The organism is Fundidesulfovibrio soli, from assembly GCF_022808695.1.
Lineage (GTDB): Bacteria > Desulfobacterota > Desulfovibrionia > Desulfovibrionales > Desulfovibrionaceae > Fundidesulfovibrio > Fundidesulfovibrio soli.
Map to the genome: position 1 here is coordinate 529,878 of NZ_JAKZKW010000001.1, position 25,299 is coordinate 555,176.

The 25,299-nt window shown below is 67.7% G+C and carries 22 protein-coding genes; 15 read left to right on the forward strand and 7 right to left on the reverse strand.

The features are described 5' to 3' along the window. Positions 1–155: 155 nt before the first annotated feature. Positions 156–686: a shikimate kinase AroL gene (aroL, locus tag MLE18_RS02450; RefSeq protein WP_243367045.1), complete on the reverse strand. Its 531-nt coding sequence runs from the start codon at positions 684–686 to the stop codon at positions 156–158. A 97-nt stretch (positions 687–783) separates the two neighbouring features. Here aroL and MLE18_RS02455 point away from each other — a divergent pair, with 97 nt between their 5' ends. Further along, a complete protein-coding gene (locus tag MLE18_RS02455) occupies positions 784–1,566 on the forward strand; it encodes an RNA methyltransferase (protein ID WP_243367047.1) in 783 nt (260 codons plus the stop codon). A 149-nt stretch (positions 1,567–1,715) separates the two neighbouring features. Here the strand turns inward: MLE18_RS02455 and MLE18_RS02460 are convergent, their stop codons facing one another. Together MLE18_RS02460 and MLE18_RS02465 are read right to left on the reverse strand one after the other, a co-directional pair. Continuing rightward, a complete protein-coding gene (locus tag MLE18_RS02460) occupies positions 1,716–2,900 on the reverse strand; it encodes a class II aldolase/adducin family protein (RefSeq protein WP_243367049.1) in 1,185 nt (394 codons plus the stop codon). Continuing rightward, positions 2,893–4,698 (reverse strand): aldehyde ferredoxin oxidoreductase family protein, encoded by a 1,806-nt coding sequence (locus tag MLE18_RS02465; RefSeq protein WP_243367051.1) that lies wholly within the window; start codon positions 4,696–4,698, stop codon positions 2,893–2,895. The genes MLE18_RS02460 and MLE18_RS02465 overlap by 8 nt, the downstream gene beginning before the upstream one ends. Positions 4,699–4,803: 105 nt before the next feature. On the opposite strand from MLE18_RS02465, the gene MLE18_RS02470 reads away from it, so the two are divergent. Beyond that, on the forward strand, positions 4,804–5,706 hold the full coding sequence (locus MLE18_RS02470; RefSeq protein ID WP_243367053.1) for a hypothetical protein: 903 nt from the start codon (positions 4,804–4,806) through the stop codon (positions 5,704–5,706). A 183-nt stretch (positions 5,707–5,889) separates the two neighbouring features. Here the strand turns inward: MLE18_RS02470 and MLE18_RS02475 are convergent, their stop codons facing one another. Then, positions 5,890–7,227: an ATP-dependent 6-phosphofructokinase gene (locus tag MLE18_RS02475; protein WP_243367055.1), complete on the reverse strand. Its 1,338-nt coding sequence runs from the start codon at positions 7,225–7,227 to the stop codon at positions 5,890–5,892. 322 nt (positions 7,228–7,549) lie between these two features. After that, positions 7,550–7,753, reverse strand: coding sequence for a hypothetical protein (locus tag MLE18_RS02480; protein WP_243367058.1), 204 nt, complete (start codon positions 7,751–7,753; stop codon positions 7,550–7,552). 162 nt (positions 7,754–7,915) lie between these two features. On the opposite strand from MLE18_RS02480, the gene MLE18_RS02485 reads away from it, so the two are divergent. Then, positions 7,916–8,536 carry a recombination-associated protein RdgC gene (locus tag MLE18_RS02485; protein ID WP_243367061.1) on the forward strand — a complete coding sequence of 207 codons (621 nt, stop codon included), beginning with the start codon at positions 7,916–7,918 and terminating at the stop codon, positions 8,534–8,536. A 9-nt stretch (positions 8,537–8,545) separates the two neighbouring features. Continuing rightward, positions 8,546–9,070, forward strand: a complete 525-nt coding sequence (locus MLE18_RS02490; protein WP_243367064.1) for a hypothetical protein — start codon at positions 8,546–8,548, stop codon at positions 9,068–9,070. 287 nt (positions 9,071–9,357) lie between these two features. On the opposite strand, the gene MLE18_RS02495 is transcribed toward MLE18_RS02490, so the two are convergent. Next, positions 9,358–11,901, reverse strand: coding sequence for an ABC transporter permease (locus tag MLE18_RS02495; protein WP_243367066.1), 2,544 nt, complete (start codon positions 11,899–11,901; stop codon positions 9,358–9,360). A 156-nt stretch (positions 11,902–12,057) separates the two neighbouring features. Between MLE18_RS02495 and MLE18_RS02500 the strand changes: the two genes are divergently transcribed. From MLE18_RS02500 to MLE18_RS02515, 4 genes are all read left to right on the forward strand, one after another. Then, positions 12,058–13,176, forward strand: coding sequence for a DUF362 domain-containing protein (locus tag MLE18_RS02500; RefSeq protein ID WP_243367068.1), 1,119 nt, complete (start codon positions 12,058–12,060; stop codon positions 13,174–13,176). A gap of 273 nt (positions 13,177–13,449) precedes the next feature. Next, on the forward strand, positions 13,450–14,001 hold the full coding sequence (locus tag MLE18_RS02505) for an acetate uptake transporter (RefSeq protein ID WP_243367070.1): 552 nt from the start codon (positions 13,450–13,452) through the stop codon (positions 13,999–14,001). 441 nt (positions 14,002–14,442) lie between these two features. Further along, a complete protein-coding gene (locus MLE18_RS02510) occupies positions 14,443–14,622 on the forward strand; it encodes a hypothetical protein (protein WP_243310256.1) in 180 nt (59 codons plus the stop codon). Position 14,623: 1 nt separating this feature from the next. Continuing rightward, positions 14,624–15,334 carry a ubiquinone/menaquinone biosynthesis methyltransferase gene (locus MLE18_RS02515; protein ID WP_243367072.1) on the forward strand — a complete coding sequence of 237 codons (711 nt, stop codon included), beginning with the start codon at positions 14,624–14,626 and terminating at the stop codon, positions 15,332–15,334. Between the two features lie 16 nt (positions 15,335–15,350). Here MLE18_RS02515 and MLE18_RS02520 read toward each other — a convergent pair whose 3' ends face one another. After that, complete coding sequence (locus MLE18_RS02520) at positions 15,351–15,548, reverse strand: DUF2065 domain-containing protein (RefSeq protein WP_243367074.1); 198 nt, start codon at positions 15,546–15,548, stop codon at positions 15,351–15,353. A 102-nt stretch (positions 15,549–15,650) separates the two neighbouring features. On the opposite strand from MLE18_RS02520, the gene MLE18_RS02525 reads away from it, so the two are divergent. The 7 genes from MLE18_RS02525 to MLE18_RS02550 all read left to right on the forward strand — a co-directional run bounded on the left by MLE18_RS02525 (position 15,651) and on the right by MLE18_RS02550 (position 25,297). Beyond that, positions 15,651–16,964 (forward strand): nucleotide sugar dehydrogenase, encoded by a 1,314-nt coding sequence (locus MLE18_RS02525; protein ID WP_243367076.1) that lies wholly within the window; start codon positions 15,651–15,653, stop codon positions 16,962–16,964. A gap of 100 nt (positions 16,965–17,064) precedes the next feature. Next, positions 17,065–17,187, forward strand: a complete 123-nt coding sequence (locus MLE18_RS17875; RefSeq protein WP_272881427.1) for a hypothetical protein — start codon at positions 17,065–17,067, stop codon at positions 17,185–17,187. Position 17,188: 1 nt separating this feature from the next. Further along, positions 17,189–17,923 (forward strand): futalosine hydrolase, encoded by a 735-nt coding sequence (gene mqnB / locus MLE18_RS02530; RefSeq protein ID WP_243367078.1) that lies wholly within the window; start codon positions 17,189–17,191, stop codon positions 17,921–17,923. Positions 17,924–17,954: 31 nt separating this feature from the next. After that, entirely contained in the window at positions 17,955–18,923 is a 969-nt protein-coding gene (locus MLE18_RS02535) for a polyprenyl synthetase family protein (RefSeq protein WP_243367080.1), read from the forward strand. Positions 18,924–18,932: 9 nt separating this feature from the next. Further along, positions 18,933–21,419 (forward strand): diguanylate cyclase domain-containing protein, encoded by a 2,487-nt coding sequence (locus MLE18_RS02540; RefSeq protein WP_243367082.1) that lies wholly within the window; start codon positions 18,933–18,935, stop codon positions 21,417–21,419. An 81-nt stretch (positions 21,420–21,500) separates the two neighbouring features. Next, the gene (locus MLE18_RS02545; protein WP_243367084.1) at positions 21,501–24,488 is read left to right on the forward strand and encodes a phosphoribosylformylglycinamidine synthase subunit PurS; all 2,988 of its coding nucleotides are present in this window, start codon (positions 21,501–21,503) and stop codon (positions 24,486–24,488) included. Between the two features lie 350 nt (positions 24,489–24,838). Beyond that, positions 24,839–25,297, forward strand: coding sequence for a cytochrome c family protein (locus MLE18_RS02550; protein ID WP_243367087.1), 459 nt, complete (start codon positions 24,839–24,841; stop codon positions 25,295–25,297). The last annotated feature ends 2 nt before the right edge of the window (positions 25,298–25,299 follow it).

Below are 25,299 nucleotides of genomic sequence, written 5' to 3' on the forward strand. Positions count from 1 at the left end.
TCTGGATACGCGGGACGCACTCGTCCTGCGGATTGCGGCGCGGCCTCCTGCCGTGGCAGGTGCAGCCGCACCGCAATCTCCTCTCCCTTGCGAGGCATATCGGAACGAACGGGATTTGCTTTAGGGGTGTTCGGGCTAGTTGTGGGATTCGGGCTTTACTCCGACCAGTTCTCGAGCTCCTGGGTCAGGCGCTCCACCAACTCGTCCAGTGGGCTGTCCGGGGCCACCAGGTGGGCGCAGGCCAGATAGTAGGGTTCGCGCTCCTGCACGGTCCTGCGGACTTCGTCCTCGAGCGAAAGGTTGGTGAGCGCGGGCCGCTGCTCGGGCAGCAGCTCCTCCATGAGCCGGGCCACCACCTTCTCCGGGTCGGCCTGGAGGTACACGGTGACGCCCTGGCCCAAGAGCTCGCGGTTGCGGGCCTTGAGCACCGCGCCGCCGCCCGTGGCCACCACGTTGCCCGGGGTCTCGGCCACGGCGGCCAGGACGGCGGTCTCCAGTTCGCGGAAGGAATCCCAGCCTTCGGTCTCCACCACGTCCGCGATGGTGCGGCCGGTGGTGTGGGTGAACTCCTCGTCCAGGTCCATGAAGGGGCGGGAGAGGGCCTGGGCCAGCCTGCGGCCCACGGTGGTCTTGCCGCAGGCGCGAGGGCCCACCAGGTAGATGTTCTTGTCGGGTGATACGGCCATGATTCCTCCCTTTGTTGCCTTGGAAGCCGCCCGGTTATCATTCACGGCCTTGCAAGCCAAGCCGTCCGGGGCTACAGGCCCCGCCACGGAGGCGAACATGCTGAGCAACCTGGCTGTCGTGCTATTCAGACCGAAATTTTCCGCCAACATCGGCTCAACGGCCCGGGCCATGGCCAACATGGGCTGCTCGCGGCTGATCGTGGTCAGCCCGCAGGAGTGGGACGAGGGCCGAGCACGCGCCTTGGCCACCCAGAAAGGGCAGGAGATCCTCGACTCCATGACCGTGGTGGACGACCTGGCCCAGGCCCTGGCCCCTTTCCAGGCCGTCTACGGCACCACGGCCCGCACAGGAGGGTGGAGAAAGGGCCTGCTCACCCCGGAGACCGCCGCCGCGCGGGGCATGGAGGCCGTGCGCGCAGGCTCCGGCGTGGCCATCCTCTTCGGGCCGGAGGACAAGGGCCTGACCAACGACGAGACCAAGGTCTGCGACAGGCTCGTGTGCATCCCCACCTCGGAGGAGGCATCCTCGCTGAACCTTTCCCAGGCCGTGCTCATCATCCTGTACGAGTTCATGAAGGCCGCCACGGCCCGCGCCGTGCCCGCCGCGGCCCTCCAGAGCGCCGAGGAGCCCGGTGAGCCCGCCCCGGCGCAGGAATCCCGCGCCGCCACCCACAAGGAGCGCGAGGCCCTGTTCGCCAACCTGCGCGAGGCCCTCACCGCCATCGACTTCATCAAGGACGACAACCCCGACTACTGGATGCTGCCCGTGCGAGCCTTCGTGGAGCGCATCCGCCTCAAGCGCGCGGAGTTCAACATGCTCATGGGCCTATGCCGCCAGGTGAAGTGGGCCGTGGGGGCCAAGCGCCCGCCCAAGGCCTAACTGTCCCTTGAAAAATCCACGCGGGTTGCGTTGCGGCGAAAAACCCAAACCCTCACGTATGCCCAATACGCATCGGGTTTGGGTTGTTCCTGCGCCTTGCCCGCGCGTTTTTTGAACGGACCGAACAAATCGTCTTCATCAACAGGCTGCTAGCCGCCAAAGCTCTCCACCCGGCGGAAGTACTCCTCGCGGCAGGCGTTCTCCACGCTGAGCAGGGTGTCGAAGGCTTCCCGGAAGCCGGTGCGCCCCGTGGCGAACAACCCGTGCCCAAGCACCACGGCCCCGCGCCTCCCGAGCATGGCCGGGGGCAGCGTGTTCACCAGCCCGCGCGGCCCCGTGCCCACCTCGCCCGGCACCACTGGGATCTCCGCCAGGATGCCCCGCTCCCCCAGGAAGCGGGGGCGCGAGCAGTCCACGTGGCAACGCGCGGCGTCCGGACAGTTCGCCACGTCGCAATCCATGGAGAGGATCACCGCGAAGCGCGGGTGCCCGTGCAGGATGACCCCGGCCCCGGTGAGGGCCACTATTGCCTGATGCGCGGTCAGTTCGCTGGAGGCCGTGAGCCCCGCGCAGGAGGAGCCGTCCAGGTGGCAAGGGTCCACGCAGTCCGGCAGCTCGTCCAGTGAGGAGCCGGTCTGGCTGATGAGCAGCACCCCGTCCAGATTGCAGGAGATGTTGCCGAAGAAGGAATCCACCAGCCCCAGGCCCACGGTGGCCTTGCCCGCGGCGTCCATGGCCGCCAGGGCCTGCTCCCTGGTCTCGAAGGGGCCTTCGGCCAGCTCCGGGGCCACGGTGCGCGGCGGGGCCAGGAATCTTTTGGCAGTGTGGAAGGCGGCCTCGTAGGCAGGGTCGGACCGGCCCTCCCGCTTGAGGGCCAGGTAGTCGGAAAAGAACTTCACGAAGCTGGCGAAACACACGGAACTGGCGCTGACGAAGGCCTGCTCCGGGCTCACCGCGCCGTGGGCCAGCACCCCCCTGCCCCGCACGATCACGCTCTTTCGCCGGGACAGGGCCTCGGCCAGGGTCGCCGCGTCGAAGGATTCCACCACAGGCAGATCGTGCAGGAAGGTGCGCGTCTCGCAGTCGCGCGGCAGGATGGCCCCGCCGCTGCGCCCGGCCAGGAAGTCCACGATGGTGGCGTACGGCTCGCCGAGCGGCAGCCAGAGCAGCGAGTTGATGCCCATGCGCTCGAACACCCCGGCCAGCACGGCGTTCTCGGGGGCTTCGCGGTTGAAGGCCAGCCTGTCGTCCAGGAAGCCCAGCACGGGCGCGCCCGGCTCGCAGAGCCCGGCGGCAGCCAGCTTGCGGGCGTAGATGTCCAGTTCATCAAGCATGGCCGCCCTCCCCGCCTTCACCTTCCCCGCCCGGACCTTCCGGCCTGAAGCGGCGGTAGCTCTCCAACAGGCCCAGTTCGCGGGATTTCTCCAGGGTGGGCAGCCCGTGGGCGTCCAGGCCGCGCACCGCGTAATAGCGCGCCCTGGCCTCCAGGAAGGCCTCGCGCGGGATGGGCCGCGCGTCCGGCTCGGTTCCCATGGCCCCTGGTGCGGCAAAGAGGCGCTCCGGCAGGACGTCCTGCGCAGCGCCGAAGCCCAGCCGGGCGTTCATCAGGCACTCCCGGTACCGGATGCGCTCACCCGCGCGGGCGAACAACTCCGCCGCGCCCCCCAGGCCGGTGACGGCCTCGAATGCGTGTCCGTATTCCTCCAGCGAGGCGGCGTAGAAGATGTTGCGGCAGACCACCAGGCTGTCGCCCACGGCCCCGGCGTTTTCGGCCAGGGCGATGATCCGGGCCTTGCCCAGGAAGCTGAAGCGGTCCGTGGCCACAGGCTTGCGCAGCACCTCGTGGCTCATGGGCAGCGCCCCCAGGTGGCAGCCGCCGCGCGGGGACACGGCGCTGGCCAGGGCTAGGCCGTATGCGCCGCGCGGGTCCTGCGCGGGCAGCTCCAGGCCCTTCACGGTCATGGCCGATTCGGGACGGCCCTGCGAGCGCGCCAGGGCTGCCGCGCCTTGGGCCAGGTCCGGCCTGCGGCCTTGGGCCAGGTCTTCGATGGCGGCCAGCAGCCGCGCGGTGTCGGGGGCCGCGCCGGTCAGCTCGGCCTCGCAAGCCAGGGTGGAGGCGGTGGACACCGGGTCCAGCCCCAGCTCCAGGCACAGGGCGTTCGCCTGGGCCGCGAAATCGAGGTTCGCAACGTCCAGCAGGGCCGTGAAGTGCGAGAGCGCGTCCAGGTCCGGCAGGGTGCGGCCGTCGGCGGCCACCCTGCCGCAGCGGATGTGGCAGCCCCGGCAGCCGTAGGGGGCGCTCTCGAAGCGCCGGGCCAGTTGCACCGCGTTGCACTGCGTTGCGGCGGCGAAGCGCGAGGCCCGGAAGTTGCGCGTGGGCATCATGGAGCGGGCGTCCATAAGGTCGTACAGGGCGCAGGAGCCGAAGCGGGAGAGGCCGTGCCCGCCGGAGAGATAGGGCGAGGCGGCGGTCAGGCGCAGGATGTCCTCGCGCGCGGCCTTGAGCCCGGCCGGGTCGGCCACCGCCACCCTGCCCGAGTCTTTCACGGCGATGTATTTCAAATTCTTCGCAGCCCAGCCGAGCCCCAGCCCGCCGCGCTGGAAGCCGTGGCGCGCGTCCACCCAGACCGAGGCCATGCGCGCCCCGTGTTCGGCCGCAGGCCCTGTGGCGGCAACCGCGCCATCCCAGCGCAGGGACGTAAGCAGCCGGGAGCGGTTCAGGCCCGCGAGGCCCGAAGCGTCCTCCAGGGCGCAGACGCCGTCCGCGATCTTCAGCCCCATCGGCGTGTCCGCCCTGCCGGTGACCACCACGCCGTCGAACCCGGCCTTCTTGAGCTGCGCGCCCAGGCGTCCGCCCGCCTGCGCATCGAAGAAGCCGCCGGTCAGCGGCGAGCGCGAGGCCAGGCAGGCCCGCCCGGCCGAGGGGGCAACCGTGCCGGTGAGCGGCCCGGCGAAGAGGCACAAGGGCATCTCCGGGTGGTCCCAGGGCAGGTGGATGCAGGGATCGAGGTAATATCCGGCCAGGCCCCTGCCGCCGATCCACAGGCGCAGCAACTCCTGGTCGGGCGTTTCCACGCTCGCTGTGCCGCGCGTGAGGTCCACGCGGAGGATTTTTCCGGTCCATCCGTTCATGGCCGCGATACCTACCCGCGCCCGGGGCCTGCGGGCAACCCCCAAGTTCGGCGCAACCCTAAAGTTATCCGGGTTACGGCCGATGACGGCAGTGAGGACACCGCCATGAACATAACAGGCACCAGCACCATCTTCGGCAAATCAGGCCCCTTCGCGCAGTTCGTCCAGCCGCTCTCCAGGGAGGCCGTGGACGCCTTCGCCAGCGTGATCGCCGGGCACTCCACGCCTGCCGACGCCGCCAAGACGCCTGCCTCGGCGGAGAACGCCGCCACCGGCTCCCAGGCCTCCAACAGCCAGCCCCAGGGCAAGCTGGAGCGGGCGCTTGAGCACGCCGTGAACTACGTGCAGAACCACTTCGGCGACAACGCCGCCCGCGTGGTCATGGGCCTGGTGATCGCCAAGACCGGCGGGCAGAACGTCACCGAGGAGAGCCTTAGCGAAGGGCTGGTGGACGGCCTGGAGTTCATCGACCGCACGTTCGGCACGAAGGCCGGGGACAAGGCCATAGCCTTCTTCAACGGCGAGCTGAACAAGACCATCAACAACTATTTCCAGAACGGCCAAAACGAGGAGTTCGGGGTCCAGACCGTGAGCGGAGCCCAGGCAGCCCTGGGCCAGGCCACGGCCAAGGCCACGGCCGACCTGCAGAACGCCCTGGCCGCCAACTCCGGCGACACCTCGCTGACCGACCTGCTCCCCGAGCCCGGCGAGGAGGCCGAAGCGGCCGAGACCGGCGCCGAAACCGAAGCCGCCGCTCCGGCGACCGACACCGCCGCTGCCACGGACACAACCACGGCCAACGCCGCGTCAGCGGACGCCACCGCTGCGGACGCCGCAACAACCGGCGGCACCAGCTCCACCGACACCGCGACCCAGGCCGCCGCAGCACAGTCGGGGCATCATCACCACCATCATGTGCGCCGCCGCAGGGGCCACCGCTCCAAGCAACTGGCGGGCTATGCCCCCCGTGAGCTGCAGCGCGGTGTGGCCGTCAACACCTCCGCCTAGCGGAATTGCTCATCAGATGACAAAAGCCCGGCTCCGGCGGTCAAACCGCCGGAGCCGGGCTTTTCGGTTCTTTTTTGGGGCTTGCCCCGGCAACCGGGACGTGCCGGCCCGGTACTCACGCTCCTCATCCGTGTTTGCGGCGGGAGCGCGGCACGCTCCATCCGCGCGCCAATCCGCCCGCGCCTACACCAGGCAGGCAGGCCCCACGCCGTCCTTGCACATGGGCGAGATGGCGTACTGGCCCGTGGACTCCAGCACGGCCCGCCAGTAATCCGAGGCCAGATCCAGCTTCTTGCGCTTCCTGGTCACCAGCTCCAGCGGAAGGTGCACGTAGCGGCCGTAGACCTTGCTGACCACCATGCCCGTCTTGCCCGCCATGGCCGCATGCACCGCGAACTGCCCCAGGAAGCCGCAATACACGCGGTCGTTGGCGTTGGCCGGGACCGAGCGGATGATATAGCTGGGGTCGATGTACTTGAGCGTCATGGGCTGGCCGCGCTCCTTCATGTACTCCGTAATCTCGCCGGAGAGCAGCGTGGCGATGTCGCCCAGCACCGGGTTGCCCGAGGCGTCGGTCTTGCCGGACTGCTCCAGCAGGTGCTGCCCCGCTCCCTCGGCCACAACGATCACCGCGTGCTTGCGGGCCTTGAGGCGTTTCTCCAGCGCGGGCAGCAGGCCGTGCTCGCCCCGGAGCTGGAAGGGATCCTCCGGCACGAGCACGAAGTTGACCTCCTTGAGCGCCAGGGTGGCCTGGGCCGCGATGAAGCCGGACTCGCGCCCCATGAGCTTCACCAGCCCCACGCCGCCGAGCACGCCAAGGGCCTCGGTGTGGGCGCAGCGGATGGCCTCGGTGGCCTTCTCCACGGCTGTGTCGAACCCGAAGGATTGGGTGACGAGGCTGATGTCGTTGTCGATGGTCTTGGGCACGCCGATCACGGCGATCCTGGCCCCGCGCCGCACCACTTCCTCGTGGATGGCGCGCGCCGCCTTGAGCGTGCCGTCGCCGCCGATGACGAAGAGCACCCCGATGTTGGAGCGCTCCAGGGCGTCCACGATCTCCTCCGGCGGCTGCGGCCCCCGCGAGGAGCCGAGCATGGTGCCGCCGAACTCGTGGATGTTGGAGACGTTGGACGGGGTCAGCTCCACGATCTCGTGGCCGTACTTGGGGATGAAGCCCTGCAGCCCGTAGCGGATGCCCAGCGTGGCGGCCAGGTTGTAATTGTGGTGGGCCTCCATGACGATGGAGCGGATGACGTCGTTGATGCCCGGGCAGAGTCCGCCGCAGGTCACGATGGCTGCCTTGACCTTGGAGGAGTCGAAAAAGATGTTGGCGCGCGGCCCGGCGGGCTCAAAGAGCACGTCGGCGTTCTGGGCGGGGTCGTCCAGGTCCTCCGGGGAGACGCGCAACGGCACCTTGATGTCGTCGGGCACGAAACGGCAGTAGGTCAGCGGGGAGGGTATCGCCGCCGGGCCCAGGGTCTTGATGCCGGTGTCGAGGGTCTTGTGCTTTGCGCGGGGCATGGCTCCTCCGTGGATTGCGGTTCGCTCGCCCCAGTGCATAGACCATCGGCCCGGAAATTCAAAGACGCTTGCGCCCACGTGCGGCCATTATCCGCTCGGCGCGGCTGCGGTGCGGCAATTTTGTAACATCGACACAAATTGATACAAATTTGTAAGCCATGCCCCCGCGACCCATTCCACCCGACCATTTTGAAACAAGATAAAAAGTGCCGCGCCCGCCCCCCGTGGGGATGCCCGCCATGATGCCGGGCAGACATCCCCAAGGAGGACGGACGCGGAGCGCGCATCGCCTCAGACGCTTCCTGACCGGCCTGTGCAGCCATCAGATCGCGCCGCACATGCGCTTGTAGTTGTCGCATTCCGCCTTGCTCGCGAAGGGGCAGGGCTCCTTGGCGAACCACCCGCGCCCAGGGCACCAGAAGGAGCCCTTGAAGGGCTCGTTGCAGCCCCTGGAGCCGCCGAGCGCCCGGGATTTGGACCCGAAACTGATCCTGCCGTTGCCTGTGGAGACCTTCCAAAGTGACATGTTCATATCCTCCGTTTGAGGTATGATTAGCATAAAGCGGGCCATCCAAGCCGCCGGTCATCCCGGCAGTGGCGCGCCGCTGAAAAAGAGGGTAGGTGCTCGGTGGCCGGCCCGGCAGCAACCGCAAGCCGGGACGCACACACATCCGCACTGGAGGTTCCCGTGGGCATTCTCGCTGCAAGCGGCAGCTTCACCCGCTACGCCGTGGTCGGGGACATGACGGGCCAGATCGCCTCGGAAATTCCCGAGCGCCTGGCGAAATACAGCTTCCGCGACATCGACAACACCGCCGACGAGCGCAGCTTCGGCTGGGTCTGCCTGGAAGACTGGCTGGACAGCTTCTGGCACGCCGCCCCACCCGAGAAGGCGCACTACGTGGCCTTCTCCCTGCGGCTCGACACCCGCCGGGTGCCCCCCGCCGTGTTCAAGAAGCATTTCCTGCTGGCCGTGAAGGCCGAGAAGGAGGCCATGAAGGAGACGGGCAAATCCTTCATCACCAAGGACCGCAAGTCCGAAATCAAGGACCAGGTCATGCTCAAGCTGCGCACCCGCTTCCTGCCCATTCCGGCGGTGTTCGACGCGGTGTGGAACCTGCGCTCCAACATGGTGCTGCTGGCCACCACCAACTCCAAGGTGCGCGCCCTGTTCGAGGATCATTTCAACATGAGCTTCGGGCTGAGCCTGGAGCCGCTGACCCCCTACTTCCTGGCCCGGCGCATGACGGACGAATCCCGCCACGCCCTGCTCGACGACCTCGAACCCAGCCCCTTCGCGGCCCCCTAGGAGGACCCCATGGATCTCATCAAGGCCGCAATACAGGACGGCGTGCTCGGCCAGGACTTCCTGACCTGGCTCTGGTTCCGCTCGGAGAAGAACGGCTGGCTCTTCCGCTCGTCCGACGGGCGCGAGTTCAACGTCTACCTGGAGCAGCGCCTCTCCGTGCGCGGCGGGTCCGGCGACAACGTGGAGAAGGCCGTGGTCACCGGCCCCCACGCCGAGTTCACCGAGGCCAAGCTGGGCCTGCGCAACGGCAAGCTGGTGGACAAGGCCCTCCTGCGCCTGGAGCGCGACGGGGCCACCTGGACCGTGCTGCTGGGTTCCGACGACTTCTCGCTCTCCGGGCTCAAGACCCCCAAGATCGAGACGCGCCTGGAGGAAGGCGACGACCCCGACGCCCCCTTCCTGGAGAAGATGATGCTCCTGGACCAGTGCCTGGAGTTCGTGGACGACCTCTACCGCCAGTTCCTGGAGATACGGCTCTCCACGGGCTGGAACGACGAGCTTCGCACCTTCCGGGAGTGGCTGTCGGAACAGTGAGAAAACGGAGGAGATTGAGAATCGAAGGCCCCGCCTCGGCGGGGCCTTTTTAATTGGGGGCTGGGCGGGGCTCCGCCCCGGGCCCCGCCGGGGGAAATGATTTCCCCCGGACCCCCTCGACGTGGTCCTTCCTCTGGCGCATCCTCATAGGACGGCTGGGACCGGCTTCGGGAAAGATGTCACAGGACAGCAGGAAAAACGCGCCCCAAGTCCGGTCGCGGGGTGCAGGGGCATCATGCCCCTGCCGGTGGGGTGCGGGGAGGCGGAGCCTTCCCGTCTCCTCCCTGCTACTCGTTGCGCAGGTGCGGCCAGGCCTTGCTGGAAAGCATCCGCCACAGGCTCCGCATGGCCATGCCCAGGGTCAGCGCTATGCCAAGCCCCAGGGTCAGGGCCACGGGCGCGGCGAAGAATCCCCAGGAGGTCTGCATGGTCTGGGTGACGAAGAACCAGGAGAGCCCGGCTCCCAGGATCAGCGCGGCAAGCCCGGCGGCCAGCCCGGCCAGCCCGTACTCGCCCAGCATCACGGCCATGATGTCCGCCCGGGTGGCCCCGCAGACCTTGTAGATCACCGCCTCGTAGATCCTGCGCCCCATGGAGGCCCGCAGGCTCTGGGCCAGCACAAGAAGCCCCGCCAGCAGCGTGACCACCGCGCTGGCCCGCACGGCCACGGCGATCTGCTCCGCCAGGTTGCCCACGTCCGCCAGGGCCTCGTCCACCCGCTGCACGCTCACGTTGCCGAAGCGCGCCCCCACCCTCCGGTAGACCTCCTCGGCGGCTTCCGGGGCCGTGGGCGAAACGTAGGCCGTGGCCAGATAGGTCATGGGCTGGTCCTCGATGACGCCGGGCGAGAGCACGAACACGTGGTTGAGCGCCAGGGAGAGCCAGCGGATGCGGCGCAGGCTGGAGACGGTCAGCTCAATCTCGCGGCCGTAGACGGATACGGTGAGCCTGTCGCCCACTTTGAGACCCAGTCCCTGGGCCACCTCGGCGTCCATGGAGACCAGCGGCGGGCCGGAATAGTCCTGCGGCCACCACTTCCCGGCCTCCAGCTTCGCGCCGTGGGGCATTTCCCTGGCCCAGGTCAGGCTGCGGTCGCCGCGCACGGCCCAGGTTACGTTCTCGGCCACGGCCAGTTGATCCACAGGGACGCCCTTGACGCTCACGATGCGCCCGCGCAGCGAGGGGGCCTTCTCGACACGCTCAACGCCGGGCACCGAGGAGACCAGGGATGTGAATTCGTCGATCTGGTAGGGCTGCACATCCAGGAAAAAGAACGATGGGGCCTGCTCCGGCAGTTCGGAGCGCATGGCGTACTGGAAATTGGCGTCGGAAAGGCTCACCGCCGCCAGCACCGTGAGCCCAAGCCCGAGGCAGGCCACCACCGAACCGCTGGGGTTGCCCGGACGGGAAAAGCCCCTGATGGCCAGGGCGGCGCGCGGGTCCGAGGGCAGCGGCACGGCCCTAGCGGCCACCGACATGACCCAGGCCAGCGCCCGGAAGGCCACGGCGCAGGCCGCGACCGAACCCAGGAAGCCCCAGCCCAGCAGCCGGTTGGGCGACGTGGCCAGCACCAGCAGGGCCAGGGCCAGCCCGCACGCTGCGGATACGGCCAGGGCGGCGCGGCCGGGGCGCGGGCGGCGCGGGTCCGTGTAGCCTCGGAACAGGCTCATGGCCCCCACCCGCGTACGTGAGGAGAGGGGCGGGACGCTGCAAGCCACGGCCGTGAGCAGCCCGAAGAGCGCGGCCAGGCCCAGGGCTTTGGGGTACACGCCCGACACGGGGGCCACGGGCAGCACGTCGGCCAGCAGCGGACCGGCCAGCAGGCCGGCCAGCGCGCCCACGGCCACGCCCGCAAGGACGCCCGCGCAGGCCAACAGCATGATCTGCGGGAAGAATATCCAGAACACGGTCCGGCTCGAGGCGCCGATGGCCTTGAACGTGGCGATGGTTGCGGTCTTGGAGTCCAGGTAGCCCGCCACCGCCTCGAAGACCCCCAGACCGCCCAGCAGCAGCGCGGAGAGCCCCACCAGGGACATGAGCCCGGCCAGCCTGCGGAAGCCGTCGCCCACCGTGGGCGAGACCTCGCTGGCGGTGCGGATGCGCACCCCGGGGTCCTTGAGCTCGGCCTTGAGGCGCGCGGCTGCGAGGTCAGGGTCGGAGGCCGCCCCAGGGGCGTCGGGCAGCAGGAGGCGGTATTCGTATCGCACCAGGCTGCCCGGCAGCAGCAGCCCCGTGGCCTCCATGCCCTTGGAAGAGATCACGGCGCGCGGCCCGAAGGCCAGCAGCCTGAAAGCCCGGTCCGGCTCCTGCAGGATGGTGGCCCGCACCTGGAATTCGGCATCACCGACGGCCATTCTGTCCCCGACCTTCAGGCCCAGGCGGGCCAGCAGGTCGGGGTGGACCACCACGCCGTAGAGGCCGTCGCGCAGCGCAAGCGCCGAGCCCAGAAGCTCGCCCGTGGAGAGCACCGCCTCCCCGCGCAGGGGGTAGGCTTCGTCCACGGCCTTGAGCGAGGCCAGGGTGCGCCTGGGCTCGCCTTCGAGCCTGGAGGCCATGGCCCGCATCTCCATGACCTCGGAGACGCGCCCCAGGCCCTTGAGCACGGCCAGTTCCTGCGGGGCCAGGGGGGTGTGGCTCTGGCTCACGGCCACATCGCCGCCGGTGATCAGCGCGGCCTGTCCCTCCACGGCGCTGCGGAACGCGGCCGCAAGCGAGCCCACCGCCGCTATGGCGGCCACGCCCAGGGCCAGGCAGCCCAGAAACGTCCAGACGCCCTTCAAGCCGCCGCGCATCTCCCGCCGGGAGAGGCGCACAAACATCCCGAAATCCATTGAGTCCTCCACGTCCGCAGGCGCGGGCGTCGCCTTACGCTATGACCCACTTCCGCCCGGTTTGCCAGAGCGGGATTTTCCCCCGCCCGCTTGACCTGCGCCTCGCCCGGGGCCACAATCGGGCCTCAACCCGACTCCCACGCGAGGTCAGCCCGAATGAACGCTCCCCAGCCAAGCACCGTCTACTTCGCGGGCCTGCGCGCCCGAGGCCCCAAGGACAACAAGCTCTCCCGCATCGCCAAGCTCTTCGACAAGGCCGGGTTCAAGTCCCTGGCCGCGGACGGCGCGCTCACGGCCGTGAAGGTCCACTTCGGCGAACTCGGCAACGACACCTTCATCAGCCCCGTCCTGGTGCGCGCGGTCGTGGACCGGCTGCGCAAGCACGGGGCCAACCCGTTCCTGACGGACACGGCCACGCTCTACTCCGGCTCGCGCCACAACGCCGTGGACCACCTGCGCACCACCGTAATGCACGGTTTCAGCTACGAGACCGCCGGGGCCCCCGCGCTCATCGCCGACGGCCTGCGCGGCAACGACTGGCGCGAGGTCGAGGTGAACCTCAAGCACTTCAAGAAGGTCAAGATCGCCTCCGGCATCCTGGACTCCGACTCCATGATCGCCGTGTCCCACTTCAAGGGCCACGAGATGGCCGGCTTCGGCGGGGCCATCAAGAACCTGGCCATGGGCTGCTCGCCCCCGGCGGGCAAGCGGGACCAGCATTCGCCCCGCTTCCAGGTCAGCGCGGGCAAGTGCGTGGGCTGCGCCGAGTGCCTGCGCGTCTGCCCGGAGAACGCCGTGAAGTTCGCGGCCAAGAAGGCCGCCATCGACAAGTCCATGTGCGTGGGCTGCGGCGAGTGCATGACCGTGTGCCGCACCAAGGCCATCAGCATGGACTGGGCCACGGAACTGGGCCCCTTCACCGAAAAGATGGTGGAATACGCCCTCGGGGCCGTGAAAAACCGCCAGGACAAGACCGCCTACTTCAACTTCCTGGTGAACATCACTCCGGACTGCGACTGCGCCTCCTGGTCGGACGCGCCCATCGTGCCCGACATAGGCATCCTCGCCTCCTGGGACCCCGTAGCCATTGACAAAGCCTGCCTTGATCTGGTCAATCGCCAACACGGCCTCCACGGCTCCCAGCTGGGCTCCAACTTCGACCCCGGCGGGCACAAGTTCTTGGGCACGTGGAAGCACACCCAGGGGGACCTCCAGCTCTCCTACGCCGAGGAAATCGGACTGGGCACGCGGAATTACGTGCTCAAGGAGATCTGAGCCCCGCTCCATTCCGCCTTTATGGCGGCCCCCCGGATCGGCCGGGCGGGCCGCCTGTTCCGATGATTGCCGGACACTCCCGGCGGTTCCATCGGAAGCGCATCCGCCACCAGCGTCAAGCAACGCCCCAAGCTGTCCCCCGCGAAGCGGATTTCGCCTAGGGGGACCGTTCTCAAGGCCGTTGCGCCTGCCGGCCCAGGCCGTCGAAATTTCGCGCCGCCGGAAGGGACTGTCCTCAACCATAAAACCGACCGAAAAAGGAGCTTTTCGGCCATGAGCCAGACCACAGCCAATCCCGCCCCCGTAGGCCTGCTCGGCTTCGGGATGACCACCATCCTGCTCAACATCCACAACGCCGGGTTCTTCCCCATCAGCGCCATGATCCTTGGCATGGGCATTTTCTACGGCGGCATCGCCCAGGTCATCGCCGGGGTGCTCGAATACAAGAAGGGCAACACCTTCGCCTACACCGCGTTCACCAGCTACGGCATGTTCTGGCTGACCCTGGTGTTCCTCATCGTGGCCCCCAAGATGGGCCTGACCGCCCCCACCGAGCACGCCTACATGGGCTGGTACCTGTTCGTGTGGGGCGTCTTCACCTTCTTCATGTGGATCGGCACGCTGAAGAAAGGCCCGGTGCTCAAGTTCATCTTCGGCTCGCTCACCGTGCTCTTCTTCCTGCTGGCCATCAGGGACTGGACCGGCTCGGCGCTCATCGGCACCATCGCGGGCTGGGAGGGCATCGTCTGCGGCGCTTCCGCCTTCTACCTGGGCGTGGCCGAGGTGCTGGAGGAGGCCTGCGGCCGCAAGGTGCTTCCCTTCTAGGTCCGACCGGATTTCGACCCCTTCGCGTCGAGGCCGCCCGCCCGGATTTCCTGGCTGGCGGCCTCGAACCGTCTTGCGGCAATATGACAACACCCAAAGCAGGGTCGCCCAGCTTCCGGCTGCCCCTCCCGTGCGCGGCGCAGCCTGATAATCTTCAAATATATCAGCCCGCGGCGCGGGCGGGAGGGGCAGCCGGACGCGGTTCAGCCCAGGGGATGGCCAAAGCGGACACCTTTCCCGGCTGGCGTGCCCCCCCGCCGGCGCTGGCGGAATTCCCGGCCGCCGCGCCCCTCGACTCCCGGCTTCAGGCGTGGTAGGCAGCCCCTTGAAAAAAAGGGGAGTGCTTCAAGGTATTTCTCTTTTCCGCCCGGTTTGTCCTTTGGTGGTCAGAGGCCATTTCCCCCCGGGCGGTTTTTTCACAATCAGACTGCGGAGAACGCCGTGGACAAGATACAGGACAAGGCCCTGCAGGTGGCCAAGGAGATCGTGGTGAAGTTCGTGGAGACGGGGCGCATCTCCCCCTCCAACTTCACGGCGCACTTCTCGCGGATATATCTCGAGGTGCTTCGCACCATCACCGAGCACACCCCCTACCAGGGCGAAACCAAGGACACGGACTAGAATGGCGTCCGATCATGGCCGCAGCGTGGCCTCCATGTTCGGCCGCATCGCCGGCTGGTACGATTTTCTGAATCATTTCTTGAGCCTCGGGCTGGACATTCTCTGGCGCAGGCGTCTGGTGGACCACATCGGGGTTTCCGCCTCGGGCAGCCCCCGCGTGCTGGACCTTGCGGCCGGAACCCTGGACGTCTCCCTTGAGATCGCCCGGCGCTTCCCTCGCGCGCGCATCGCCGCGGCGGACTTCTGCCTGCCCATGCTGGCGCAGGGCGCACAGAAGCTGGCCCGGCGCGGGGTGGCCTCCATCGCCCCGGTGCAGGCCGATGGCAGGGCCCTGCCCTTCCCGGACGAGACGTTCGAGGCCGCCACCATCGCCTTCGGCATCCGCAACATCCGGCCCCGCTCCGAGGCCTACGCGGAGCTCTTGCGCGTGCTCAGGCCCGGGGGCAGGCTCTGCATTCTGGAATTCGGTTCTGGGAAGCAGCGCATCCTGGGCGGGGTGTACAACCTGTACCTGAACCGGCTTCTGCCGCTTTTGGGGAAAATTTTCTCGAAGGATGACGGGGCGTATCAGTATCTGGCCGACACCATACGCGAATTCCCGGACGCGCCCTCCCTGGCTCAGGAGATGCGCGACGCGGGCTTCGCCTCGGTCGATTGGGAGCGCCTGGCTTTCGGCATCGTGGTCATACACGTGGGCGTCAAGCAGGGTTGAGGGGCGAAGGGAGAGGTCAGCGCTTCATCAGCCAGACCAGCGTCACCCCGGCGAGCATGGCGCACAGCCCCATGATCCGCAGGGTCCTGGTTTTGGTGGAGGCCAGCGCGCGCAGCACCTCCGGCATCTTGTCCGCGAGCAGAAAATAAGGCAGGCCCTCGATCACGAGCGCGATGCCGAGCCCCATGGCGACGATCTTCCAGTCGATGTTCATGGGCAGCACCTAGCCCCAGCGGGGAGGTCCTGTCCAGTGTGCTTGCTGGCCGGGGCAAACTCCGGTAAGGACCCTTCGCCCGATTTCATTTTGGAGAAACATGTGGTCACTTACGACGAACTTACCTCCGGCAGCGCGACAGTCGCGGTGGTGGGCCTTGGTTACGTGGGCCTGCCGTTGGCCGTGGCGCTCTCCGGTACCTTCAAGGTGGTGGGTTTCGACATCTCCCCCCGCCGCATAGAGCAACTGAACCTTGGCCGCGACGACACCGGCGAAGTGGACGCCGCCAGGCTGGCCGCCGCCAAGGTGGAATACACCTGCGACCCCGCCCGCCTGCGCGCCTGCAAGCTCATCATCGTGGCCGTGCCCACGCCCATCGACTCGCACCGCAGCCCGGACCTGCGCCCCATCCGCTCCGCCTCCACCACCGTGGGCGAGAATCTTTCCCCCGGCAGCGTGGTGGTCTACGAGTCCACCGTGTACCCCGGCCTCACGGAGGAGGTCTGCGTGCCCATCCTCTCGGAGCGTTCGGGCCTGACCTGCGGGAAGGATTTCTTCGTGGGCTACTCGCCGGAGCGCATCAACCCCGGCGACAAGGTGCATACCCTGGAGACCATCGTGAAGGTGGTCGCCGGGCAGGACGGCCCCACCACGGACCTGCTCTGCGCCGTGTACGGCGCAGTGGTCACGGCCGGGGTGCACCGGGCCAGCTCCATCAAGGTGGCCGAGGCGGCCAAGGTCATCGAGAACACCCAGCGCGACCTGAACATCGCCCTGATGAACGAACTGGCGCTGATCTGCGGCAAGCTGGACATCGACACCATCGAGGTGCTGGAGGCTGCGGGCTCCAAGTGGAACTTCCTGGGCTTCAGGCCCGGCCTGGTGGGCGGCCACTGCATCGGCGTGGACCCCTACTACCTCACCTTCCTGGCCGAGGGCCTGGGCCTGCACCCGCAGGTGATCCAGGCGGGCAGGCGCATCAACGACTCCATGGGCAAGCATGTGGCCGAGTGCTGCATCAAGCGCCTGATCGCGGCCAAACGCCCCATCAGCGGCGCCAAGGTGGGCATCCTGGGCCTGACCTTCAAGGAGAACGTGCCCGACCTGCGCAACACCAAGGTGGTGGACGTCATCAGCGAACTGCGCGAGTACGGCGTCGAGGTCCTGGTCCATGATCCCATGGCCGCCCCCGAGGAGGCCCTGGAGGAATACGGGCTGGAGCTCTCCCCGCTGGAGGACCTCACCGGGCTGGAGGCCCTGATCGTGGCCGTGAGCCACAGGCAGTACGCCGGCCTTTCCCCCGAGAATGTTCTGCCCCGTTTCGCCAACCCGTCCACCGGGCTGGTGATGGACATCCGGGGAGCCCTGGACAAGGCCCGATTCACGGCCGCGGGCCTTTCCTACTGGAGGCTGTAACATGCCCTTGCCCTGCCTGAATTGCGCCCACGACTGCTGACGCGGCTTCCTGGAAGCGAGTTCGCTTCTGAAGTCGCTACCCAGCGGCGGCGCGATCGAGGTGGAGATCCGCCCGGAACAGCGCCGCAAGCTCGACCTGGTGGCGGCCCATCGCAAGGCGGACGTGGAGTCCGTGCGCGAGGCCGAGGAGGGCCTGTGCGTGGCCGTGGTCAGGAAGCGCTGAGATGACGCTGGCCCTGGCGGCGGCCACCCCGGGCGAGCTGCGCCACGCCCTGGCCAAAATAGCGCCGGAGCTGGCCGGGCCGGAGTGGGCTGGACTGATCCCCGCGCGGGGCGCGGTCCAGGCGGAGATTCGCGGGCGTGACGTCCTGCTGCTGGTCACGGGCGTAGGCCCCCTGTCGGCGGCCCTGGAGGCGGCCACGGCCCTTGAGCGCTACCGGGTGACGGGGATGCTCAACCTGGGTGTCGCCGGCAGCTTCGATACGGCCAAGGCCCCCCTGTGCGCCCCGGTTGCCGCCAGCGAAGAGGTCTGCGCCGATTTCGGCGTGGCCGGGCGGGACGGCCTTGCCGACGCCTCCGGCTTCCCCTTTCCGCAATGGGAGGGCGTGGGCGGGAAGATTTTCGACCGGCTTCGCCTGGACCCGGACGAAGCCGCCAAGGCCCTGGGGCTCGCCCTGCCTCCGGGCTGGACGCGCGCCCCGGCGCTGACCTCCGGGGTTGTCACGGGCGGGGCGGAGCGTGCCGCTGCCCTGGCCGCCAGGCACGCAACGCTCACCGAGAGCATGGAGGGGTTCGCCCTCGCCCTGGCCTGCAAGGCGCGGGGCTTGCCTTTTTTGGAAGTTCGGACCATCTCCAACGCTGTCGGAGAACGCGACCTCAAGCAGTGGAAGCTCGCCCTGGCCCTCGCCGGGCTGGGAGACGTACTGGCCGGGCTCATGCCCGAGCCGGGTGTCGGGTAAACCGGGTCATGCCCGCCAACACAAGATTGCAATGAACACATTCGCCTCATACCTGGCCGGGGAGCTTCCGAAGATCGAAACGTGCCTGCGCAGCCACGTGAGCACGCTCAATCCCTACGTCAGGCCCATGGCCGAGCATGTGCTCCAGGCCGGCGGCAAGCGGCTGCGCCCCGTGCTCACGCTGCTGTGCGCCCGCGCCCTGGGCTACTCCGGGGGCGACCCCTACCCCCTGGCCTGCTCGCTGGAGGTGCTGCACTCGGCCACGCTGCTGCACGACGACGTGCTCGACGGCTCGGAGCTGCGCCGGGGCAGGCCCGCCGCGCACACGCTCTTCGGCGTGGGGCAGTCCATCCTGGCGGGCGACGCGCTGCTGGCCCTGGCCAACGTCATGATCGCCTCCTACAACGTCCCGCCGCTCATGGTCTGCCTTTCCCAGGCCATCCTGAACACCGCCAGCGGCGAAGTGCAGGAGATCGCCCGCGTGCGCGACGTGACCATGGACATGCAGGGCTACCTGGACATCATCACCGGCAAGACCGCCTGCCTGATCCAGTCCGCCTGCGAGGCGGGGGCGTTGCTGGCAGGGGCCGCGCCGGAACTGGTCAAGGCCGCGGCGGATTTCGGCATGAACATCGGCATCGCCTTCCAGTTGGTGGACGACGCCCTGGACTACTCCTCTCCCAAGGAAGTCTCCGGCAAGCCCAAGGGCGCGGATATTCGCGAAGGCAAGCTCACGCTGCCGCTGATCTTCTATCTCGAATCCCTCGACCCCGCCGGGCGCGAGCGCTTTACAAAAGCCTTCAAAGAGAACACATTGCAGGAGAGTGAGCTGGAATCCACCCTCGTAGCGATCAACGCAGGAGGCTTTGTGGAACGCACGCGCGACATGGCCGCCTCCTACATCAAGGACGCCGGGCGGTGTTTGGCGGTCTTCCCCGCCACCCCGGAAACCACGCTGCTATATGCCGCCTTGGAGGGCATGGCCAAGCGCGACAAGTAAGACCGCCACATGACCAGCAGCACCATCGCCACTCTTCGGGAATGCATGCGGCTCACCTTCCCCCCGGTGATGCTGCAGCTATTGGAAGAGGCGGTGAAGGCGACCCCCGATTTCGACGTCCTGGCCAGGATCATGGCCCTGGACCCCGTGCTCACGGCCACGGTGCTCACCCTGGCCAATTCCCCCTACTACGGCTCCGCCCAGAAAGTGACCGACCTGCAGCGGGCGGCCACCATCCTGGGCACGCGCGAGATCCTCAAGATCGCCCTCTCCGTCACCTACCAGAAGCACCTGAGCGTGGCCCTGACGGATCGAGGCATCGATTTCTACGCCAACTGGCGCATCATCATCTGGGCGGCCATCGCCGCGGAGCTGCTGGCGGAACGCCTCTGCCCCGAAACGGCGGACCAGGTCTATCTGTCGGCCCTGCTCAAGGACATCTCCCTGCTGCTGATGGCCTGCCACGAGCCGGAGCACCTGGCCAAGGAGGACAACGGCCCGCCCCTGACCGCCCTCGCACACGGCCAGTTGGAGAGAGAGCGCGAGCGCTGGCTGGCCGACCATTGTCTGCTCACCACCCAGCTGCTGCAGGAATGGAACATCCCCCTGCACGACCCGAAGTGCATCGAGCACCACCACGACCTGGAAGGCATCGACTCCCACTCCGTCCCCACCCAGTGCATCATCCTGGCCACCCGCTGGGCCGAACTGGAGATCGGAGCCCATCACCCCCCGGCGGAGGTCGTCCATTTCAGAAGCTTCCTGTTGCGCCGCCTCGGGCTCACCCGGGAGGAGCTGGACGAAATCCATTCCCGCTGCATCCAGCGCTTCCAAACCGTGCTCTCCACCCTGGGCATAGACGAATCCCCCCCGGACGAACGCTACTACCAGCACGGCATCCGGCAGATGCAGGAGTTCCACTTCCTGGCTTCCGAGATCGCCACGGCCGCCGGAGGCAAGCTGGACGCCGCCAGGATCATCGGCAGGCACCTCAAGTGGGAATGGGGCGTGGACGAGTGGGAACTGGCCCTGGGTGTGCCCGAGTACCGCGACTGGGACCTGTTCAGGGCCTCCAGGTCCAATGGGGTGGTCTGCGCGCAGCAGGGCGAGAGCTTCGAGGAGCTGGGCTGGACCCTGAGCCACGGCGCGCATTTCCCCATCGTCGCGCGAGGCGTCCACCTGGGCGAGTTGCGCCTCTCCAAAAGGGGCCTGCGCGGCGACGTGCTCAAGGAGGTGGGGCTCTACGTCTCCTTCGCCAGCCAGAATTACGAGCAGTACGCCCTGCGCCAGACCGTGCTGGAGCTCAAGGCCCACACGCTGGATCAGCTCCCCGTGGGCGTGGCCCGTCTCTCCCCCAAGGGCGCCATCATGGAGATCAACAACCGCCTGCGGGACTTCCTGGCGGTCCCCGGAGTGGAGCGCGGGGCGGACCTCTGGACCTCGCTTGGCGAGGGCAAGGGCTTCGCGCGCGACGGTCAATGGGACAACTTCCTCAAGGACGCTTCCGCGCGCTCCCTGCACAAAATTTTCTGCCTCTGGCAGGGCGAGCACCAGGCCCACGACTCCTGCGTGTACCTTGCGGCCGAGAAACGCACCTGGCAGGGCCGCGAGGAGATACTGCTCTTCCTGGAGGACGTCTCCCTCGTCTCCGGCTGGGAGTTCAAGGCCCTCAAACAGGGGGAATTCCTCGAAAAGCTCGTGGGCTCCATGCGCGACACGGTGTTCACCATCGACGTCACCGGGCGCATCACCTTCGCCTCTCCCCGCGCCATCGACCTGCTGGGGCGCAACCTCTTCGACTGCTCCTCCCCTACCCATTCCTTCCAGGGCGAGTGGGGGCCGCAGATGCTTGCCGGAGCACCCGCCCCGGTGGAGACGGTGCTGCCCTCCCTGGGGGCCGCCGGGCGCACGCTGGAGCTGGTCTTCTCCCCCCTGCCCAGCGCCTCTGGCGGCATGCGCCAGTGGCTCGTGGTGGGGCGCGACATCACCGCCGTGCGCCGCCTGGAGGAGAAGCTCAAACGCATGGCCCTGTTCGACGGCCTCACCGGGCTTCTGAACCACTACCAGTTCCACGTGGTGCTGGAGCGGGAGGTCAACCGCTCGCGCCGCACCGGGCGCCCCCTGGGCCTGTTCTTCTTCGACCTGGACAACTTCAAGACCGTCAACGACAATCTGGGCCACCAGGCCGGGGACGAGGTGCTGCGCACCGTGTCGCGCATCCTCAAGGCCCGCCTGCGCAAAGGCATGGACTACCCCTGCCGCTACGGCGGGGACGAATTCGCGGTGGTCGTCACCGAGATCGAGCCGAGCCAGCTCGAACACCTGGCCGGACGCGTGCTCGAGGCGGTCCAGGAGGAGTTCAAGGGCGTGCTGGGCCTTTCCGTCGGCATGGCCATGCTCCAGGAAGACGAGTTGCCCTCCTCCCTGCTGCGCAGGGCGGACCAGGCTTCTTATCAAGCTAAGAACCAGGGGGGCCACCGCTTCCTCTGGGCCTGAACATTGGCGATACGTACCGCCGGTCGGCCCTCGGGCCTGTCCGGCGTGAAACTCCCTACACTTACTGACGAGGAAATCCGCATGCTCTTTCGGGTGGAAGTAGCTCCCAAGCCACACGTTCTCGACGTTCCCGGACGCCGCGCCGCGATGAGGATCACGCATGAACTGGGCGTGGAGGTCGACGGCGCCGCCGTGGTGAAAACCTACACCGTGGCCGGGCTGGACAGGCAGGAGATCGACCGGGTCATCGAGGCGGCCGCCCTGCACGACCCCGTGTCCCACGTGGCGTCGATCACGCCGCTGGCCCAAGGTTTCGACTGGATCATCGAGGTGGGCCTGCGCCCCGGCGTCACCGACAACGAAGGCCGCACCGCCAAGGAGACCCTGGCCCTGGTGCTCGGGCTGGACAAGGCCCGCGTCCGCTCCCTGGCCGTGTACACCTCCAGCCAGTACGCCCTCTCCGGCAAGCTGGACCTCGCGCAGGTGGAGCACATCGCCAAGGACCACCTCTGCAACGAACTGATCCAGCGCTACGAGGTCAAGTCCGCCGCGCAGTGGGCCGAGAAGGCCGGCTTCGAGCCCCGCGCCGCCCAGGTGACCGGCCGCGCCAGCGACGAGGTGCTCACCATCGACCTCGCCGCCATGAGCGACGACGAGCTGATGGCCTTCAGCCGCGACAACGTGCTGGCCCTCTCCCTGGAGGAGATGCTGGCCATCCGCGACCACTACTCCGCCCCCGGGGTGGCCGAACGCCGCAAGGCTGCCGGGCTCCCGGCCCAGCCCACCGACGCGGAGCTTGAGGTGCTGGCCCAGACCTGGTCCGAGCACTGCAAGCATAAGATCTTCTCCGCCGACATCGACTACGAGAACGCCGAGACCGGCACGCGCCAGAGCATCCAGAGCCTCTACAAGACCTATATCCAGGGTTCCACCGCGGCCATCCGCAAATCCATGGGCGCGGGAGACATCTGCCTCTCGGTCTTCAAGGACAACGCGGGCGTGATCCGCTTCACCGACGAGCACCACCTCTGCGTCAAGGTGGAGACGCACAACTCACCCTCCGCGCTGGACCCCTACGGCGGCGCGCTCACCGGCATCGTGGGCGTCAACCGCGACCCCATGGGCACCGGCATGGGCGCGAACCTGCTCTGCAACACGGACGTGTTCTGCTTCGCCTCCCCCTTCCACGACGAGCCCCTGCCCCCGCGCCTGCTGCACCCGCGCCGCGTGATGGAAGGCGTGCGCGAGGGCGTGGAGCACGGCGGCAACAAGTCCGGCATCCCCACGGTGAACGGCTCGGTGGTGTTCCACGAGCGTTTCCTGGGCAAGCCCCTGGTGTTCTGCGGCACCGTGGGCATCATGCCCGCCGAGGTGGGCGGCAAGCCCAGCTTCGAGAAGCGCGCCCTGCCCGGCGACCGCATCGTCATGACCGGCGGGCGCATCGGCAAGGACGGCATCCACGGGGCCACCTTCTCCTCCGAGGAGCTGCACGAAGGCTCCCCGGCCACCGCGGTGCAGATCGGCGACCCCATCACCCAGCGCAAGATGTACGACTTCCTCATGCGCGCCAGGGATCTGGGCCTCTACCACGCCATCACGGACAACGGCGCGGGCGGCCTGTCCTCCTCCGTGGGCGAGATGGCCCAGGACAGCGGCGGCGCGGAGCTCGACCTCTCCAAGGCCCCGCTCAAGTACGACGGCCTGCGCCCCTGGGAGATACTGCTCTCCGAGGCCCAGGAGCGCATGACAGTGGCCGTCGGCCCGGACCAGTTCGAAAGCTTCATGGCCCTGGCCGCAGAGATGGACGTCGAAGCCACCGACCTGGGCCGCTTCACGGACTCCGGCACCCTGAGCGTGAGCTATGGCCAGAAGCCCGTGGCCATGCTGGACATGGACTTCCTGCACGGCGGCACCCCCAGGATGCGTCTGGAGGCCCGCTGGGAGCGCCCGGAAGCCATCTGCCAGCCCCAGCCCGCCGTTGAGGACCAGGCCGGCCTGCTCATGAGCATGCTGGGCCGCCTGAACATCTGCAGCAAGGAGTACATGATCCGCCAGTACGACCACGAGGTCAAAGGCGCCAGCGTGGTCAAGCCCCTGGTGGGCGTGAAGCGCGACGGCCCGGCGGACGCGGCCGTGATGCGCCCGGTGCTCGCCCGCAAGGAGGCCCTGGTGCTCTCCCACGGCATCTGCCCCAAGTACTCCGACCTGGACGCCTACTGGATGATGGCCGGAGCCATCGACGAGGCCGTGCGCAACGCCGTGGCCACCGGCGCCGACCTGGCCCACATGGCCGGTGTGGACAACTTCTGCTGGTGCGACCCGGTGCAGTCCGCCAAGACGCCCGACGGCCGCTACAAGCTTGCCCAGCTGGTGCGCGCCAACCAGGCCCTGGCCCACTTCTGCCAAGCCTACGGCGTGCCCTGCGTCTCCGGCAAGGACTCCATGAAGAACGACTACACCGGCGGCGGGTCCAAGATCTCCATCCCGCCCACGGTGCTCTTCACGGTGCTCTCCGTGATACCCGACGCGGCCCAGACCATGACCTCCGACCTCAAGCAGGCCGGGGACGTGCTCTATATGCTGGGCCTGACCCGCCCCGAGCTTGGCGGATCCGAACTGGCGGAAGAGCTGGGCTTCACCGACTGCCGCGTGCCCCAGGTGGACGCCCTCTCGGCCAAGGCCCGCTACCGCAACCTGCGCCGGGCCATCAAAGGCCGGGTCGTCAACGCCTGCCACGACTGCTCCGACGGCGGCCTGGCCGTGGCCCTGGCGGAAATGTGCATCGGCGGCCGCTTGGGCGCGGACGTGGACCTGCTGCGCGTGCCCGCCAGCCAGGACTGCGCCACCCCCTTGGAGGTGCTCTACTCCGAGAGCCACTCCCGCTTCGTGGTCAGCGTGCCCTCCGGCAACGTGCCCAGCTTCGAGAAGCTCTTCGCCGGGCAGTGGATCGCCCCCATCGGACGCGTCACGGACGATGGAACGCTCACCATCCGCAACGGTGGAGCCGCCTTGTTGCGCTGCGGCGTGGATGACCTGGCCCAGGCATTCAAGGCCACACTGGACTGGTAGAACAACTATAGGATGTGACAATTGAGCCCCGTCCGCCTGCGGGCGGGGCTTTTTGATTTGTAAGGCGCAAATCTCCTTCAAGCATCGCTGTTTTAGGCATTTAGTATTGCAAATTCCTAATCCATAGCGTAGCGTAATATCGCTTGCAGAATCCTTATTAGTGTAGCTGTACTCGACAACTCTGCCGTACAGCGCCAAGGACGGGCGTATTGTCCTGGCGGACCTCCGTGGGCCGTTGCTTTCATCAGTTACGCACCTTCCTTGCCTTGGATTGCGGCTGCAAGCCCTTGGCCGCATCATTCGGCCAGGCGCCTGATCTGTTGCAACCAGAACCCGCAGGGAGGGGCCGTATGCGCCGGGCAGCCGTATTGTTAGCCGTTGGTGTATGCTTTGTGCCGTTGTTGGCAGTGTCGAACGCATTGTCCGCAGGGTACACCGGATCCAAAGCCTGCGCTGAATGCCATCAGAAAGAATTCGAATCCTACTCCAAGTCGGCCAAGAAGGCCCACTCCTTCCAATCCATCCAGATCATGGCCTCGAAGCTCACCCCGGCCGAGCTTCAAGAGTGCTACGGCTGCCATACCACCGGTTACGGACAGCCGGGCGGTTTCATCAGCATGGAAAAGACGCCCCAACTCGCCAACGCCGGGTGCGAGGTCTGCCACGGGCCGGGCGAAGCCCATGCCCAGTCCGGCGACAAGTCCCTCATCAAGACCTCGCTCTCCGTCGAGCAATGCCAGGCCTGCCATAACGAACAGCGTGTGAAATCCTTTGGTTTCAAGCCGATGCTGTACGGCGGCGCACACTAGGG

Bases quoted from the DNA above. Each gene is read 5' to 3' on its own strand.
- MLE18_RS02490 (WP_243367064.1), top strand. From the start codon at position 8,546: ATGGATCTCATCAAGGCCGCAATACAGGACGGCGTGCTCGGCCAGGAC.
- MLE18_RS02455 (WP_243367047.1), top strand. From the start codon at position 784: ATGCTGAGCAACCTGGCTGTCGTGCTATTCAGACCGAAATTTTCCGCC.
- MLE18_RS02460 (WP_243367049.1), bottom strand. From the start codon at position 2,900: ATGCTTGATGAACTGGACATCTACGCCCGCAAGCTGGCTGCCGCCGGG.
- MLE18_RS02480 (WP_243367058.1), bottom strand. From the start codon at position 7,753: ATGTCACTTTGGAAGGTCTCCACAGGCAACGGCAGGATCAGTTTCGGG.
- MLE18_RS02470 (WP_243367053.1), top strand. From the start codon at position 4,804: ATGAACATAACAGGCACCAGCACCATCTTCGGCAAATCAGGCCCCTTC.
- MLE18_RS02520 (WP_243367074.1), bottom strand. From the start codon at position 15,548: ATGAACATCGACTGGAAGATCGTCGCCATGGGGCTCGGCATCGCGCTC.
- MLE18_RS02515 (WP_243367072.1), top strand. From the start codon at position 14,624: ATGGCGTCCGATCATGGCCGCAGCGTGGCCTCCATGTTCGGCCGCATC.
- MLE18_RS02475 (WP_243367055.1), bottom strand. From the start codon at position 7,227: ATGCCCCGCGCAAAGCACAAGACCCTCGACACCGGCATCAAGACCCTG.
- MLE18_RS02495 (WP_243367066.1), bottom strand. From the start codon at position 11,901: ATGGATTTCGGGATGTTTGTGCGCCTCTCCCGGCGGGAGATGCGCGGC.
- MLE18_RS02545 (WP_243367084.1), top strand. From the start codon at position 21,501: ATGCTCTTTCGGGTGGAAGTAGCTCCCAAGCCACACGTTCTCGACGTT.
- aroL (WP_243367045.1), bottom strand. From the start codon at position 686: ATGGCCGTATCACCCGACAAGAACATCTACCTGGTGGGCCCTCGCGCC.
- MLE18_RS02535 (WP_243367080.1), top strand. From the start codon at position 17,955: ATGAACACATTCGCCTCATACCTGGCCGGGGAGCTTCCGAAGATCGAA.
- MLE18_RS02500 (WP_243367068.1), top strand. From the start codon at position 12,058: ATGAACGCTCCCCAGCCAAGCACCGTCTACTTCGCGGGCCTGCGCGCC.
- MLE18_RS02505 (WP_243367070.1), top strand. From the start codon at position 13,450: ATGAGCCAGACCACAGCCAATCCCGCCCCCGTAGGCCTGCTCGGCTTC.
- MLE18_RS02465 (WP_243367051.1), bottom strand. From the start codon at position 4,698: ATGAACGGATGGACCGGAAAAATCCTCCGCGTGGACCTCACGCGCGGC.
- MLE18_RS02540 (WP_243367082.1), top strand. From the start codon at position 18,933: ATGACCAGCAGCACCATCGCCACTCTTCGGGAATGCATGCGGCTCACC.
- MLE18_RS02550 (WP_243367087.1), top strand. From the start codon at position 24,839: ATGCGCCGGGCAGCCGTATTGTTAGCCGTTGGTGTATGCTTTGTGCCG.
- mqnB (WP_243367078.1), top strand. From the start codon at position 17,189: ATGACGCTGGCCCTGGCGGCGGCCACCCCGGGCGAGCTGCGCCACGCC.